The sequence below is a fragment of the Pseudomonas sp. 18175 genome (assembly GCF_050432925.1).
GTDB lineage: Bacteria > Pseudomonadota > Gammaproteobacteria > Pseudomonadales > Pseudomonadaceae > Aquipseudomonas.
The window spans coordinates 1-15,083 of the sequence record NZ_JBKFTO010000012.1 but is presented as its reverse complement, the minus strand read 5'-3'; the positions used below and the strand labels follow the sequence as shown (position 1 = coordinate 15,083).

The window sequence follows — 15,083 nt, the reverse complement described above, 5'->3', positions numbered from 1 at the left end:
ACCGTGACACCACGGTGTTTACAGGCGGAACTCGTGACCCAGGTACACTTCCTTGACCAGTTCATTGGCCAAGATAGTGGCGGAATCGCCTTCGGCGATCAGTTGGCCATCGTTGACGATATAGGCGGTTTCGCAGATATCGAGGGTCTCACGCACGTTGTGGTCGGTGATCAGTACACCGATACCCTTGGCCTTGAGGTGATGGATGATCTGCTTGATGTCGCCGACCGAGATCGGGTCGACGCCGGCAAACGGTTCGTCCAGCAGGATGAACTTGGGCGCAGTGGCCAGGGCGCGGGCGATCTCCACGCGGCGGCGTTCGCCACCAGACAGGCTCATGCCGAGGTTGTCGCGAATGTGGTTGATATGGAATTCCTGCAGCAGGCTTTCCAGCTCCTTGCGACGGCCATCACGGTCGAGTTCCTTGCGGGTCTCGAGGATCGCCATGATGTTGTCGGCAACCGACAATTTGCGGAAGATCGACGCTTCTTGCGGAAGATAGCCAATACCGGCGCGAGCACGACCGTGCATCGGCTGATGGCTCACGTCCAGGTCGTCGATCAATACACGACCCTGGTCGGCCTGGACCAGGCCGACGATCATATAGAAGCAAGTGGTCTTGCCGGCGCCATTGGGGCCGAGCAAGCCGACGATCTGGCCGCTGTCGATCGACAGGCTGACGTCGCGCACGACCTGACGGCTTTTATAGGCCTTGGCCAGATGCTGGGCTTTCAGGGTTGCCATTACTCGGCCTTCTTCTTCGGCTGGATAACCATGTCAATGCGTGGGCGCGGTGCGGTGACCTTGCTGCCATTGGCACGACCGGCGTTAGCGATCTGTTTCACGGTGTCGTAGGTGATCTTCTCGCCTTCCGTGGAGTTGCCGTCGGGGCTGAGTACTTTAGCCTGGTCGATCAGCACGATACGGTTCTGCTGGGCATGGTACTGGATGGTCTTGCCGTAGCCCTTCATCGGGCCGGTATCGTTAGGCGACTGTTTCTGTTCGAAGTAAGCCAGGTTGCCCACCGAGGTCACCACGTCGATATCGCCGGACTGCGTACGGGTCAGGGTGACCGTGTTACCGGTGATCTTCATCGAACCTTGGGTGATGATCACGCCGCCGGTATAAGTCGCGACGCCTTGCTTGTCATCCAACTGCGCATCGTCAGCTGAGATGTGGATTGGCTGCTGGCTATCGTTCGGCAGAGCCCAGGCGCTCACGCTTCCCAGTACTGCGCCCAGGCCGAGCAAAATAGGGAGAGTTTTAACGAGCCTCATACTGTCCTCTTACGTTCGATAGCAGGTGTATCCTGCTTTCTTTCAAATACGCTTTCATTCCCTTGCCAGTCGATACACCGCCAGCGCCGTCGATTCTAACGTCTTGCTCGGTCTGCGCATATTGCTTCTGCGGGAATACGGTCATGCGGGTGGTGGTAATCACGGTGTTGCGGTTTTTATCGTCAGTGCGCGCAACGCGTACGGAGTCGATCAGCTCCACTTCGGTGCCGTCCGGGTTGACCTCGCCACGCTTGCTGGTGACGTGCCACGGGAACTCGGTGCCGCGATAGATGTTCATGTCCGGGTTGGTCAGTAGGGTGACTTCGGTGGCCTTTAAATGCTCGACCTTGTCCGACGTCATCTCGTACTGCAACTTGCCATCGGGCAGAAACTGCACGCTTTTGGCGTTGGTGGCGTAATAGTCGATAGTGCCCTCATCAACCTGCGCAGCAGGCTGGTCGAGAAAGCGCTCCGGGCTGATATTCCAGTAGCCCACCGCCAGGAATAGCGCGGCGATGACCCCGAATAGCAGGAAGTTGCGAATCTTTTTGCTCAGCATAAAACGCTCTATAGGTAGGCGGCGTGGGCCGCTTCAAGGCTGCCTTGGGCGCGCAGGATCAACTCGCAGAACTCGCGGGCGGCACCTTCGCCGCCACGGGCGGTGGTAGTGCCATGGGCGTGCTCGCGAACAAATGCCGCCGCATTGGCAACGGCCATGCCCAAGCCCACTCGACGGATGACCGGCAAGTCGGGCAGGTCATCGCCCAAATAGGCGACCTGCTCATAGCTTAGGTTGAGTTGGCCAAGAAGCTCGTCCAGAACCACCAGTTTATCCTCGCGGCCTTGATACAGGTGAGGAATACCCAGATTTTGTGCGCGGCGTTCCACAACGGGGGTTTTTCTGCCGCTGATGATTGCCGTTTGCACGCCCGCCGCCATCAGCATCTTGATGCCCTGGCCGTCGAGGGTGTTGAACGTCTTGAATTCACTGCCATCTTCGAGGAAGTACAGGCGGCCATCGGTCAGCACGCCGTCAACGTCGAAAATCGCCAGCTTGATGTTTTTGCCGCGTTGCAAAAGGTCGCTGGTCATTTACATCACTCCTGCACGTAGCAAGTCGTGCATGTTCAGGGCGCCAATCGGGTGGTCATTGGCATCGACCACCACCAGCGCGCCAATTTTGTGGTCTTCCATGATCTTCAATGCTTCGGCTGCCAGCATTTCAGGGCGCGCAGTCTTGCCATGGGGCGTCATCACCGCGTCGATGGTCGCGGTGTGGATATCAATGGTGCGGTCCAGGGTGCGACGCAGGTCGCCGTCGGTGAATACCCCAGCCAGAGTGCCGTCGGCTTCCAGGATCACGGTCATGCCCAAGCCCTTGCGGGTCATTTCCATCAGCGCGTCCTTTAGCAGCGTGCCGCGCGGGACGTGGGGCAATTCCTCGCCCGAATGCATGACGTTTTCCACTTTAAGCAGCAAGCGACGACCCAGGGCGCCACCCGGGTGGGAAAACGCGAAATCTTCCGCGGTAAACCCACGGGCTTCCAGCAGCGCGACGGCCAGGGCATCGCCCATGACCAGGGCCGCGGTGGTGGAGGAAGTCGGCGCCAGGTTCAGCGGGCAGGCTTCGTGGGTCACGTGAACATTGAGGTTCACCTCGGCAGCCTTGGCCAGGGTCGATTCCGGGTTGCCGGTCACGCTGATCATCTTGATGCCCAGGCGCTTGATCAGCGGCAGCAGGGTCACGATCTCGTTGGTGGTGCCGGAGTTGGACAGCGCCAGGATGATGTCATCCTTGGTGATCATGCCCATGTCACCGTGGCTGGCTTCGGCCGGGTGCACGAAAAATGCGGTGGTCCCGGTGCTGGCCAGGGTGGCGGCGATCTTGTTGCCGACGTGGCCTGACTTGCCCATGCCCACCACGACAACGCGGCCCTTGCTGGCCAGAATCATCTCGCAGGCGCGTACGAAATCTGCGTCGATATGCGCCAACAAGCCTTCTACGGCTTCAAGCTCAAGGCGGATGGTGCGTTGTGCGGATTGGATAAGGTCGCTGGATTGGCTCATGTCTGAAATCGTATAGCCTGACGAAAAGTCGGCGATTATAGCGGTAATGATCAATTCCCTCACGTAAGTTCGTCAGGAGTTATTCGGCAGGCGTGTGAGATTCCGTAGTCGGTAACATAGCTGGCAACGTTATTTCCCTGTCCCGGATCTGAACAACCGCAGTTCCGGCCTTGGGCGCGTTGTACCAGCAGTGATATAGTTCGCCGCCAGTCCGGTCCGCCCAGCCCATGTGGCTAGCTACTGCACAAGCATTGCAAACGTTTGTCGCAAGCGTGGTGTCTGAGTGAGAGGCTGCATCCCAAGGAGTTTAGATGAGTGCCGATAACGCCTACGCGGTCGAGCTGAAGGGACTGACCTTCAAGCGCGGGACGCGCAGCATCTTCAATAACGTCGATATCCGCATTCCCCGCGGCAAGGTCACGGGCATCATGGGGCCTTCCGGTTGCGGCAAGACCACCCTGCTGCGCCTGATGGGCATGCAATTGCGTCCCAGCGCCGGTGAAGTGTGGGTCAACGGCCAGAACCTGCCGACCCTGTCGCGCAGTGACCTGTTCGACGCACGCAAGCACATGGGGGTGCTGTTTCAGAGTGGTGCGCTGTTCACCGACCTTGATGTTTTCGAGAACGTCGCCTTCCCGCTGCGGGTGCATACCCAGCTGTCCGATGAAATGATTCGTGACATTGTGTTGCTGAAATTGCAGGCCGTTGGCCTTCGCGGTGCCATCGACCTGATGCCTGACGAACTCTCCGGCGGTATGAAACGTCGCGTGGCGCTGGCCCGCGCCATTGCCCTCGACCCGCAAATCCTCATGTATGACGAGCCCTTCGTCGGCCAGGACCCGATTGCCATGGGCGTCCTGGTACGGCTGATCCGCTTGCTCAACGACGCCCTGGGTATTACCAGCATCGTGGTGTCCCATGACCTTGCAGAAACCGCGAGCATTGCCGATTACCTCTATGTAGTCGGCGATGGTCAGGTATTGGGGCAGGGTACGCCTGAGGAACTGATGAACGCCGATAACCCGCGCATTCGCCAATTCATGACCGGCGATCCCGATGGCCCTGTGCCGTTTCACTTTCCGGCAACGGATTACCGCTCAGACCTGCTGGGGAAGCGTTGATGCGCAAGACATCCATCATCGAGAAGGTTCGCCTTTTCGGGCGCTCGGGCATCGACATTGTCGAGGTGCTGGGCCGTTCTACGATTTTCCTCTTCCACGCCTTGCTCGGTCGCGGTGGCATCGGCGGCGGCTTCGGCCTGCTGATCAAGCAACTGCACGCTGTGGGCGTGATGTCCCTGGTGATCATCGTGGTCTCCGGGGTATTCATCGGCATGGTGCTGGCGTTGCAGGGCTTCAATATCCTCTCCAGCTACGGTTCGGAGCAGGCGGTGGGGCAGATGGTCGCCCTGACCCTGTTGCGTGAACTGGGGCCGGTGGTCACCGCCTTGCTGTTTGCCGGGCGTGCGGGGTCGGCCTTGACCGCCGAAATCGGCAACATGAAGTCCACCGAGCAGCTCTCCAGCCTGGAAATGATCGGCGTGGACCCGCTCAAGTACATTGTTGCCCCGCGCTTGTGGGCCGGCTTCATTTCCCTGCCACTGCTGGCGATGATCTTCAGCGTGGTCGGTATCTGGGGTGGTTCGTGGGTGGCGGTGGACTGGCTGGGCGTCTACGACGGCTCCTACTGGGCCAACATGCAAAACAGCGTGACCTTCAGCGGCGACGTGCTCAACGGCATCATAAAGAGCATTGTCTTCGCCTTTGTAGTGACCTGGATCGCCGTATTCCAAGGCTACGACTGTGAGCCCACTTCAGAAGGGATCAGTCGCGCCACCACCAAGACCGTTGTGTACGCCTCGCTGGCGGTACTGGGCCTTGACTTCATTTTGACCGCCTTGATGTTTGGAGATTTCTGATGCAAAACCGCACTGTGGAAATCGGTGTCGGCCTTTTCTTGCTGGCTGGCATCCTGGCTTTACTGTTGCTGGCCCTGCGGGTCAGTGGCCTTTCGGCCAGCCCCACCGCCGATACTTATAAACTTTACGCGTACTTCGACAATATCGCCGGTTTGACTGTCAGAGCTAAAGTGACCATGGCCGGTGTGACCATCGGCAAGGTCACGGCAATCGATCTGGATCGCGACAGCTTCACCGGTCGAGTGACAATGCAGCTGGACAAAAAGGTCGATAACCTGCCGACCGACTCCACTGCATCTATCCTCACTGCGGGTCTGCTGGGCGAGAAGTACATCGGTGTCAGCGTGGGCGGGGAAACAGCCCTGCTCAAGGATGGTTCGACCATCCACGACACGCAGTCGTCGCTGGTGCTTGAGGACCTGATCGGAAAATTTTTGCTCAATACGGTCAATAAAGACGCCAAATGAGGAATCTGTTCATGATCTCTACCTTGCGACGTGGTCTGCTGGTGCTGCTTGCAGCGTTGCCGCTGATGGCCAATGCGGCAGGTTCTGCGCACGCCCTGGTACAAGACACCACCAACAAGATGTTGGCTGACCTGACGGCGAACAAAGCGCAGTACAAGCAAGATCCGACCAAGTTCTACGATGCGCTGAACAGCATTGTTGGCCCGGTGGTCGATGCCGAAGGCATTTCCCGCAGCATCATGACGGTCAAGTATTCGCGCAAGGCAACGCCTGCGCAGATGCAGATCTTCCAGGAAAACTTCAAGAAGGGCCTGTTCCAGTTCTATGGCAACGCCTTGCTTGAGTACAACAACCAGGGCATTACCGTGGCGCCGGCGGGCGACGAGTCCGGTGACCGCACCAGCGTCAACATGAGCGTCAAGGGTAACAACGGCGCCGTCTACCCTGTGCAGTACACCCTGGAGAAGATCAACGGCGAGTGGAAACTGCGCAACGTGATCATCAACGGCATCAACATCGGCAAGCTGTTCCGTGATCAGTTCGCCGACGCCATGCAGCGCAATGGCAACGACCTTGACAAGACCATCAATGGTTGGGCCGGTGAAGTGGCCAAGGCCAAGGAAGAAACCGACAAAGCTGCCGGGAAGCCTGCGCAATGACCGAGTCGGCTGTTCGTCTCGGCGACGCTGGCCAACTGTACATCAGCGGCGTGCTGGATTACCGCAGCGGCCCGGCCTTGCGCAAGCACGGCCAGGCGCTGATCAAGTCCAGCACTGCGCCCGAGGTGGTGCTGGATTGTTCGGCGGTGACCAAGTCCAGCAGCGTGGGTTTGTCGTTGTTGCTGTGCTTCATGCGGGATGCCGAAGCGGCCAAAAAACCGGTCAGCATCCGTGCGTTGCCCGAAGACATGCGCGAAATTGCCGAAGTTTCCGGTCTGACCGAGCTGTTGGCGCATCCTTAATACACATTAATGAAGAAGCCCCCCGTCAGAGTCCTGCTATGCGGGGTTCGCAGGCGCGGGGCTTTTTTGTATGATGTGCGACCCGTGCGCACTGGGCGCCGATAGAGGTTGAGCATGCAGGCCCTAGAAGTTAAGAGCTTCCTTGAAGGAAAGCTGCCGGATACTGAAGTTGCAGTTGAAGGCGAAGGCTGCAATTTCCAGCTGAACGTGATTAGCGATGAACTGGCGGCATTGAGCCCGGTCAAGCGTCAGCAGCAGATCTATGCCCATTTGAACCCGTGGATCACCGATGGCAGCATCCATGCGGTTACTATGAAATTTTTCAGCCGCGCGGCCTGGGCCGAGCGCACCTGAGCCCCCAAGGCGTCGAGATTCTTATGGATAAATTGATTATTACCGGTGGTGCCCGCCTCGATGGCGAGATCCGCATCTCCGGCGCGAAAAACTCCGCCTTGCCGATCCTGGCAGCGACCCTGCTGTGCGATGGCCCGGTTACCGTGGCTAACCTGCCGCACCTGCACGACATCACCACCATGATCGAGCTGTTCGGTCGCATGGGCATTGAGCCGGTGATCGACGAGAAACTGTCCGTCGAAATCGACCCACGCACCATCAAGACCCTGATCGCTCCGTACGAACTGGTGAAGACCATGCGTGCGTCGATCCTGGTACTGGGCCCAATGGTTGCCCGTTTCGGCGAAGCCGAAGTCGCACTGCCTGGCGGCTGCGCCATTGGCTCGCGTCCAGTGGACCTGCACATCCGTGGCCTTGAAGCCATGGGTGCAATCATTGACGTCGAAGGCGGCTACATCAAGGCCAAGGCGCCGGAAGGCGGCTTGCGTGGTGCCAACTTCTTCTTCGACACCGTCAGCGTGACCGGCACCGAGAACATCATGATGGCCGCTGCCTTGGCCAAAGGCCGCAGCGTGCTGCAGAACGCCGCGCGCGAGCCGGAAGTGGTCGACCTGGCGAACTTCCTGAACGCCATGGGCGCCAAGGTTTCCGGCGCTGGCACCGACACTATTACCATCGACGGTGTTGAACGCCTGCACACGGCAACCTACAAGGTGATGCCGGACCGTATCGAGACCGGCACCTACCTGGTTGCCGCCGCCGTGACCGGTGGCCGCGTCAAGGTCAAGGACACTGATCCGACCATCCTGGAAGCCGTCCTGGAAAAACTGCGCGAGGCGGGTGCCGAAATCACCACCGGCGAAGACTGGATCGAGCTGAACATGCACGGCAAGCGTCCTAAAGCCGTGAACGTGCGTACTGCGCCGTACCCGGCGTTCCCGACCGACATGCAAGCGCAGTTCATCTCCCTGAACGCCATTGCCGAAGGCACCGGTGCCGTGATCGAGACCATCTTCGAAAACCGCTTCATGCACGTGTACGAACTGCACCGCATGGGCGCGAAGATCCAGGTTGAAGGCAACACCGCCATTGTTACCGGCACCGAGAAACTCAAGGGCGCGCCAGTGATGGCTACCGATCTGCGGGCTTCGGCCAGCCTGGTGATCTCGGCGTTGATCGCCGAGGGTGATACCTTGATCGACCGCATCTACCACATCGACCGTGGTTACGAGTGCATCGAAGAAAAACTGCAGATGCTCGGCGCTAAAATCCGCCGCGTACCGGGCTAGTTGCTGTTTGTAGTGAGCGGGCTTGCCCCGCGCTGGAGTGCGCAGCGCTCCAAAGATTCTAGGGTCGCTACGCAACCCAGCGCGGGGCAAGCCCGCTCACTACAAAGCTTGCTGTGAATTCGTTTCAAATCGAGGCTGTCATGGCCTCGATCTGTGTCTGGCGCCGTTTGCGACCGGACAGCAATAGCCTGATGAAGGACTGACGTTTCCCATGTTGACCATCGCACTGTCCAAGGGCCGCATCCTTGACGACACTTTGCCGCTTCTGGCTGAAGCGGGCATCGTGCCGACCGAGAATCCGGACAAGAGCCGCAAGCTGATCATCCCCACGACCCAGGACGACGTTCGCCTGCTGATCGTGCGGGCTACCGACGTGCCGACCTACGTTGAACATGGCGCGGCCGACCTGGGCGTCGCCGGTAAAGACGTGCTGATGGAATACGGCGGCCAGGGCCTGTACGAGCCTTTGGACTTGCGTATCGCCCTGTGCAAACTGATGACCGCCGGCCGTGTTGGTGATGTCGAGCCTAAAGGCCGCCTGCGCGTAGCCACCAAGTTCGTCAATGTCGCCAAGCGTTACTACGCCGAACAAGGCCGTCAGGTCGATATCATCAAGCTTTACGGCTCCATGGAGCTGGCACCGCTGATCGGTCTGGCCGACAAGATCATCGATGTGGTCGACACCGGCAACACCCTGCGTGCCAACGGTCTTGAACCGCAAGAATTCATTGCCGACATCAGCTCCCGCCTGATCGTCAACAAGGCCTCGATGAAGATGCAGCACGCCCGTATCCAGGCGTTGATCGACACCCTGCGCACGGCAGTGGAGTCGCGACACCGCGGTTGACCTACCTGCGTAGCTGAAAAGCTGCGCCCGTCTATCCGCCTCATAGCCAGAATTCTCAGGTGCCCAAGCGGAAACGACTGCTAGTTTAGGGCGCCTGAGTTTTTGCCATTTCTATTGAGGCCCTCGCTATGACCACGTCCACTGCAATTGCCCGACTCAACGCTGCCGACCCGGATTTCGCCCATCATCTGGATCATCTGCTGAGCTGGGAAAGCGTGTCCGACGAATCGGTCAACGGGCGAGTACTCGACATCATCAAGGCTGTACGTGAACGCGGTGACGCGGCGCTGGTGGATTTCACCCGGCAGTTCGATGGCCTGGACGTCAAATCCATGTCCGACCTGATCCTGCCCCGCGAACGCCTGGAGCTGGCCCTGACGCGCATCACTGCGCCCCAGCGCGAAGCCCTGGAAGTCGCCGCGGCGCGAGTGCGCAGCTATCACGAGAAGCAGAAGCAAGACTCCTGGAGCTACACCGAGGCCGATGGCACCGTGCTGGGCCAGAAGGTCACGCCGCTGGACCGCGCCGGTCTCTATGTGCCGGGCGGTAAAGCCTCGTACCCGTCGTCGGTATTGATGAACGCGATTCCGGCCAAAGTGGCTGGCGTGACCGAAGTGGTCATGGTCGTGCCGACCCCGCGCGGTGAAATCAACGAGCTGGTGCTGGCCGCCGCCTGCATCGCCGGTGTCGACCGTGTATTCACCATCGGCGGCGCCCAGGCGGTTGCCGCGCTTGCCTACGGTACCGAAAGCGTGCCGAAGGTCGATAAAGTGGTTGGCCCCGGCAACATCTACGTCGCCACCGCCAAGCGCCATGTATTTGGCCAAGTCGGTATCGACATGATCGCCGGTCCTTCGGAAATCCTCGTGGTGTGCGACGGCCAGACCGATCCGGACTGGATCGCCATGGACCTGTTCTCCCAGGCCGAGCACGACGAAGACGCCCAGGCGATCCTGGTCAGCCCGGACGCCGAGTTCCTCGACAAAGTGGCCGCCAGCATCGACAAGCTGCTGCCGACCATGGACCGCGCCGAGATTATCGAGAAGTCGATCAATGGCCGTGGCGCACTGATTCTGGTGAGCGACATGGAGCAGGCCATCGAAGTGGCCAACCGTATCGCCCCAGAACACTTGGAGCTGTCGGTCGCCGACCCACAGGCCTGGCTGCCGTCGATTCGCCATGCTGGTGCGATCTTCATGGGTCGTCACACCAGCGAAGCCTTGGGCGACTACTGCGCGGGCCCCAACCACGTGCTGCCGACCTCCGGCACCGCACGGTTCTCGTCGCCGCTGGGGGTGTATGACTTCCAGAAGCGTTCGTCGATCATCTTTTGCTCCCCGCAGGGTGCTTCCGAGTTGGGCAAGACCGCCTCGGTATTGGCCCGTGGTGAGTCGCTGAGCGCCCACGCGCGCAGCGCCGAATATCGCATCGTTAAGGGAGAGTGAGGCATGAGCAAATTCTGGAGCCCGTTCGTCAAGGACCTCGTGCCTTACGTGCCGGGTGAACAACCGAAGCTGACCAAGCTGGTCAAGCTCAACACCAACGAAAACCCCTACGGCCCATCGCCCAAGGCGTTGGCCGCGATGCAGGCGGAGTTGAACGACAACCTGCGCCTGTACCCGGACCCCAACAGCGACCTGCTCAAGCAGGCCGTGGCCAATTACTACGGGATCGACGCTGGCAAAGTGTTCCTCGGCAACGGTTCCGATGAAGTCCTGGCGCACATCTTTCACGGCCTGTTCCAGCACGACTTGCCGCTGCTGTTCCCGGACATCAGCTACAGCTTCTACCCGGTGTACTGCGGCCTGTACGGCATCAAGTCCGACCCAGTGCCGCTGGACGAGCAGTTCCAGATCCGCGTGGCGGACTACGCCAAGCCCAACGGCGGCATCATCTTCCCCAACCCGAACGCGCCCACCGGCTGTGTGTTGGCGCTGGATGCGGTGGAGCAACTGGTCAAGGCCAGCCCGGACTCGGTGGTGGTGGTCGATGAAGCCTATATCGACTTCGGCGGCGAAACTGCCATCAGCCTGGTGGACCGCTACCCGAACCTGCTGGTCACCCAGACCCTCTCCAAATCGCGCTCACTGGCCGGTTTGCGTGTGGGCCTGGCCGTGGGCCACCCGGACCTGATCGAAGCGCTGGAGCGGGTCAAGAACAGCTTCAACTCCTACCCGTTGGATCGCTTGGCGATTGTCGGCGCGGCGGCGGCGTTCGAGGATCGTGAGTATTTCGAGAAGACTTGCCAGTTGGTGATCGACAGCCGCAACAAGGTGGTGGCCCAACTGGAAGGTAAAGGCTTTGAAGTGTTGCCCTCGGCGGCCAACTTTATTTTTGCCCGTCACCCACGGCACGACGCTGCCGGCCTGGCGGCCAAGTTGCGTGAGCAGGGTGTGATCGTGCGGCACTTCAAGCAGGCGCGGATTGCCCAGTTCCTGCGGATCAGCATTGGCACGCCGGAGCAGAACCAGGCGCTGATTGATGGGCTTGGCGAACTCTAACAGGCACTGAAATAAAATGTGGGAGGGGGCTTGCTGTGGCAAGGGAGCAAGCTCCCTCGCCACAAGAGCCCGCTCCCACATTCAGTTAAAGCAGCGGTTCGTCAGGCTTCTTGTTCTTCCAGCCATCATTGCCCGGCAGCAGCAGGTTCAAACCAATCGCTACCACCGCACACAAGGCGATGCCCTTGAGGCCAAAGTCATCCGGGCCAGTGCCGGTGCCGACCAGCACACCGCCAATCCCGAACACCAACGTCACCGACACAATCACCAGGTTGCGGGCTTCGCCCAGGTCGATCTTGTGGCGAATCAGCGTGTTCATCCCCACCGCAGCAATCGAACCGAAGAGCAGGCACAGAATCCCGCCCATCACCGGCACCGGAATGCTTTGCAGCAATGCGCCGAACTTGCCGATAAACGCCAGGCTGATGGCAAACACTGCCGCCCAGGTCATGATCTTCGGGTTGTAGTTCTTGGTCAGCATCACCGCGCCCGTCACTTCGGCGTAGGTGGTGTTCGGCGGGCCGCCAAACAGGCCGGCGGCCGTGGTGGCAATGCCGTCACCTAGTAAAGTGCGGTGCAGGCCAGGCTTCTTCAGGTAGTCGCGACCGGTCACGCTACCCACCGCAATCACGCCGCCGATATGTTCGATCGCTGGAGCCAGGGCCACCGGGACGATAAACAGGATCGCCTGCCAGTTGAATTCCGGCGCGGTGAAGTGAGGCAGGGCGAACCACGGTGCTGCGGCGATCTTGGCCGTGTCGACCACGCCAAAGTAGAACGCCATCGCAAAGCCCACCAGCACGCCGGAGATGATCGGCACCAGGCGGAAGATGCCCTTGCCGAACACCGCCACGATCAAGGTGGTCAGCAGGGCTGGCATCGAGATCATCATTGCGGTCTGGTAATGGATCAGCTCGGCGCCATCACCCGATTTGCCCATTGCCATGTTCGCGGCAATCGGCGCCATGGCCAGGCCGATGGAGATGATCACCGGGCCGATCACCACGGGAGGCAGCAGCCGGTCGATAAAACCGGTGCCCTTGATCTTCACGGCAGCGCCCAGGAAGGTGTACACGAAACCGGCTGCCATCACCCCGCCCATGGTCGCCGCCAGGCCGAATTGCTGCTTGGCGAGAATGATCGGGGTGATAAAAGCAAAGCTAGATGCCAGGAACACCGGCACCTGCCGCCCGGTCACCACCTGGAACAACAGCGTGCCCAGGCCAGCGGTGAACAGGGCGACGTTTGGATCAAGACCTGTGATCAGTGGCATCAACACCAACGCGCCAAATGCTACGAAGAGCATTTGTGCGCCAGACAGGATCTGGCGCCAAAGCGGGTCGTTGAATTCATCCTGCATGCTCACGCGTCCTTCTGCTTGGTGCCGAAGATCTTGTCACCGGCATCGCCCAGGCCTGGGATGATGTAGCCGTGTTCGTTCAGGCGCTCATCGATGGATGCGGTGTAGATCTGCACATCCGGGTGAGCCTTCTCGACGGCTGCGATGCCTTCGGGAGCCGCCACCAGCACCATGGCGCGGATGTCTTTGCAGCCGGCTTTTTTCAGCAGGTCGATGGTGGCAACCATCGAGCTGCCGGTGGCCAGCATCGGGTCGATGATCATCGCCAGGCGCTCGTCGATTTCCGGGACGAGTTTTTCCAGGTAGGTATGGGCCTGCAAGGTTTCTTCATTGCGGGCCACGCCCACGGCGCTGACTTTGGCGCCCGGGATCAGGCTGAGCACGCCTTCGAGCATGCCGATACCGGCGCGCAAAATCGGCACCACGGTGATCTTCTTGCCGGCGATTTTTTCGACCTGCACGGGACCAGCCCAACCTGGGATTTCGTAGGTTTCCAGGGGCAGATCCTTGGTGGCTTCGTAAGTGAGCAACGCTCCGACTTCCTGAGCAAGCTCACGGAAATTCTTCGTGCTAATGTCGGCGCGGCGCATAAGGCCGAGTTTGTGTTGGATCAGCGGGTGGCGGATCTCGCGAGTGGGCATGGGAAAGGCTCCGGCGGCGGGCAAAAAAACCGGCCTAGATTAATCTATCCGAGGGTGTTGTCCTATAGACATCTAGTACGTTAGTCCATTAAGGCTTGATCGCAGCGCACGAGAAGCGTACCTTCGCCCGCTTTTCTTGCCACAGCACCCCCTTGGAGAGCGCCATGTCCGCTGATCTTGAGCATATCCGTCAAATCATGCGTGAGGCTGATTGCCTGTACACCGAAGCGCAAGTCGAAGAAGCGATCGCCAAGGTAGGCGCACACATCACCCGCGAAATGGCTGACACCAACCCGGTGGTTTTCTGTGTGATGAACGGTGGCCTGATCTTCGCCGGTAAATTGCTGACTCATCTGCAATTTCCTTTGGAAGCGTCCTACCTGCACGCCACTCGCTATCGCAACGAAACCAGCGGCGGCGACCTGTTCTGGAAAGCCAAGCCGGAAGTGTCGTTCATCGACCGTGACGTGCTGATCATCGACGATATCCTTGATGAAGGTCACACCCTGGGCGCCATCATCGACTTCTGCAAACACGCCGGCGCGCGCAAAGTGCACACCGCCGTGCTGATCGACAAAGACCACGACCGCAAGGCGCGTCCTGAGTTGAAAGCCGATTTCGTTGGCCTGCCGTGCATCGACCGCTACATTTTCGGTTATGGCATGGACTACAAAGGCTACTGGCGTAATGCCAATGGGATTTACGCCGTCAAAGGCATGTAAACCCCTTACATCCAGGGGCTGGGTCGGCATGCTAGAGTGCTTGGCCCTGCGTCTGGAGCCTTCCATGAGCCTGTTGATCCGCACCTGCGCCGCCCTGGCGCTGACCCTCAGTTTGCCCCTGGCTGCAGCCCCCATGCACAGCCAATTCCTGCCCCCAGATGACCTGACCCTGCGCGCCGAAACCCCAGACCAGCAGCAACTGCTGCAAGTCACCGAGTACGCGGTGGTGGTGGGTAACCAGCGTCAGTCCAATCAGCAGCCGATTCCGGTGACCTCGCCGTTGATGATCCGCCTCAAGGGCAAGTCGCTGAATAAAGGCGCGACGATCGCTCAGGTGGTGCTCAACTTCGACGCCGAGAGCAAAAGCCTGAAAAAGCCAGCGTTTGACGATAAGAGCAAGACGCTGACCTTGTCCTACCCGGTGGCTCAGTACCGCGTGATTGTCGATTTGCTGCGCAATGACACGTTGTATGTGCAGTTCCTCAGTTATGCCAACGGCCATATCTGGGCGGATCTGCACACGGGTGCCGTGCGTACCAAATAGCCAAACGACACAGATATCGCTATGTAAACCCAATCCCTGTGGGAGATTCTATGGTTGAGGGGAAGTCCCCAAAACCGCTTTTGACTTGTACTCACTCTGATTTTTCAGGAGTGAAAACGCGATCCGTGCCAGCTT

At 59.6% G+C, this 15,083-nt stretch carries 19 protein-coding genes; 12 read left to right on the top strand and 7 right to left on the bottom strand.

What is annotated here, in order from left to right:
- Nucleotides 1–18 precede the first annotated feature (18 nt).
- From lptB to ACLD1Y_RS17335, 5 genes are read right to left on the bottom strand one after another with little or no spacing between them, the layout of a single operon-like run.
- Nucleotides 19–744 carry an LPS export ABC transporter ATP-binding protein gene (gene lptB / locus ACLD1Y_RS17355; RefSeq protein WP_003171806.1) on the bottom strand — a complete coding sequence of 242 codons (726 nt, stop codon included), beginning with the start codon at nt 742–744 and terminating at the stop codon, nt 19–21.
- Nucleotides 744–1,277: a lipopolysaccharide transport periplasmic protein LptA gene (gene lptA / locus ACLD1Y_RS17350; protein WP_429479112.1), complete on the bottom strand. Its 534-nt coding sequence runs from the start codon at nt 1,275–1,277 to the stop codon at nt 744–746. The genes lptB and lptA overlap by 1 nt, the downstream gene beginning before the upstream one ends.
- Nucleotides 1,264–1,836, bottom strand: a complete 573-nt coding sequence (lptC, locus tag ACLD1Y_RS17345; protein ID WP_429479111.1) for an LPS export ABC transporter periplasmic protein LptC — start codon at nt 1,834–1,836, stop codon at nt 1,264–1,266. Before lptC ends, lptA begins: the two co-directional genes overlap by 14 nt.
- Before the next feature lie 8 nt (nt 1,837–1,844).
- Nucleotides 1,845–2,369: a KdsC family phosphatase gene (locus tag ACLD1Y_RS17340; protein ID WP_122487544.1), complete on the bottom strand. Its 525-nt coding sequence runs from the start codon at nt 2,367–2,369 to the stop codon at nt 1,845–1,847.
- Nucleotides 2,370–3,344 (bottom strand): KpsF/GutQ family sugar-phosphate isomerase, encoded by a 975-nt coding sequence (locus tag ACLD1Y_RS17335; protein WP_429479110.1) that lies wholly within the window; start codon nt 3,342–3,344, stop codon nt 2,370–2,372.
- 311 nt (nt 3,345–3,655) lie between these two features.
- Between ACLD1Y_RS17335 and ACLD1Y_RS17330 the strand changes: the two genes are divergently transcribed.
- The 10 genes from ACLD1Y_RS17330 to hisC all read left to right on the top strand — a co-directional run bounded on the left by ACLD1Y_RS17330 (nt 3,656) and on the right by hisC (nt 11,681).
- Nucleotides 3,656–4,465 carry an ATP-binding cassette domain-containing protein gene (locus tag ACLD1Y_RS17330; RefSeq protein ID WP_122487546.1) on the top strand — a complete coding sequence of 270 codons (810 nt, stop codon included), beginning with the start codon at nt 3,656–3,658 and terminating at the stop codon, nt 4,463–4,465.
- Nucleotides 4,465–5,262 (top strand): lipid asymmetry maintenance ABC transporter permease subunit MlaE, encoded by a 798-nt coding sequence (mlaE, locus tag ACLD1Y_RS17325; RefSeq protein ID WP_105696159.1) that lies wholly within the window; start codon nt 4,465–4,467, stop codon nt 5,260–5,262. The genes ACLD1Y_RS17330 and mlaE overlap by 1 nt, the downstream gene beginning before the upstream one ends.
- The gene (gene mlaD, locus ACLD1Y_RS17320) at nt 5,262–5,729 is read left to right on the top strand and encodes an outer membrane lipid asymmetry maintenance protein MlaD (protein ID WP_003171814.1); all 468 of its coding nucleotides are present in this window, start codon (nt 5,262–5,264) and stop codon (nt 5,727–5,729) included. Before mlaE ends, mlaD begins: the two co-directional genes overlap by 1 nt.
- Before the next feature lie 11 nt (nt 5,730–5,740).
- Nucleotides 5,741–6,388 (top strand): MlaC/ttg2D family ABC transporter substrate-binding protein, encoded by a 648-nt coding sequence (locus ACLD1Y_RS17315; protein ID WP_429479109.1) that lies wholly within the window; start codon nt 5,741–5,743, stop codon nt 6,386–6,388.
- Entirely contained in the window at nt 6,385–6,690 is a 306-nt protein-coding gene (locus ACLD1Y_RS17310) for an STAS domain-containing protein (RefSeq protein ID WP_429479108.1), read from the top strand. The genes ACLD1Y_RS17315 and ACLD1Y_RS17310 overlap by 4 nt, the downstream gene beginning before the upstream one ends.
- Nucleotides 6,691–6,804: 114 nt before the next feature.
- Nucleotides 6,805–7,044 carry a BolA family protein gene (locus ACLD1Y_RS17305; RefSeq protein WP_105520873.1) on the top strand — a complete coding sequence of 80 codons (240 nt, stop codon included), beginning with the start codon at nt 6,805–6,807 and terminating at the stop codon, nt 7,042–7,044.
- A gap of 23 nt (nt 7,045–7,067) precedes the next feature.
- A complete protein-coding gene (gene murA / locus ACLD1Y_RS17300) occupies nt 7,068–8,333 on the top strand; it encodes a UDP-N-acetylglucosamine 1-carboxyvinyltransferase (RefSeq protein ID WP_429479107.1) in 1,266 nt (421 codons plus the stop codon).
- 211 nt (nt 8,334–8,544) lie between these two features.
- Entirely contained in the window at nt 8,545–9,180 is a 636-nt protein-coding gene (gene hisG, locus ACLD1Y_RS17295) for an ATP phosphoribosyltransferase (RefSeq protein WP_071494135.1), read from the top strand.
- Nucleotides 9,181–9,308: 128 nt separating this feature from the next.
- The gene (gene hisD, locus ACLD1Y_RS17290; RefSeq protein ID WP_429479106.1) at nt 9,309–10,625 is read left to right on the top strand and encodes a histidinol dehydrogenase; all 1,317 of its coding nucleotides are present in this window, start codon (nt 9,309–9,311) and stop codon (nt 10,623–10,625) included.
- A 3-nt stretch (nt 10,626–10,628) separates the two neighbouring features.
- On the top strand, nt 10,629–11,681 hold the full coding sequence (hisC, locus tag ACLD1Y_RS17285; protein ID WP_429479105.1) for a histidinol-phosphate transaminase: 1,053 nt from the start codon (nt 10,629–10,631) through the stop codon (nt 11,679–11,681).
- A gap of 85 nt (nt 11,682–11,766) precedes the next feature.
- On the opposite strand, the gene ACLD1Y_RS17280 is transcribed toward hisC, so the two are convergent.
- Entirely contained in the window at nt 11,767–13,041 is a 1,275-nt protein-coding gene (locus ACLD1Y_RS17280) for a uracil-xanthine permease family protein (protein WP_049709967.1), read from the bottom strand.
- 2 nt (nt 13,042–13,043) lie between these two features.
- On the bottom strand, nt 13,044–13,682 hold the full coding sequence (gene upp / locus ACLD1Y_RS17275) for a uracil phosphoribosyltransferase (protein ID WP_004372055.1): 639 nt from the start codon (nt 13,680–13,682) through the stop codon (nt 13,044–13,046).
- A gap of 164 nt (nt 13,683–13,846) precedes the next feature.
- Between upp and ACLD1Y_RS17270 the strand changes: the two genes are divergently transcribed.
- Entirely contained in the window at nt 13,847–14,404 is a 558-nt protein-coding gene (locus ACLD1Y_RS17270) for a hypoxanthine-guanine phosphoribosyltransferase (protein ID WP_012722254.1), read from the top strand.
- 64 nt (nt 14,405–14,468) lie between these two features.
- Entirely contained in the window at nt 14,469–14,948 is a 480-nt protein-coding gene (locus tag ACLD1Y_RS17265) for a hypothetical protein (protein ID WP_429479104.1), read from the top strand.
- Nucleotides 14,949–15,083 lie beyond the last annotated feature (135 nt).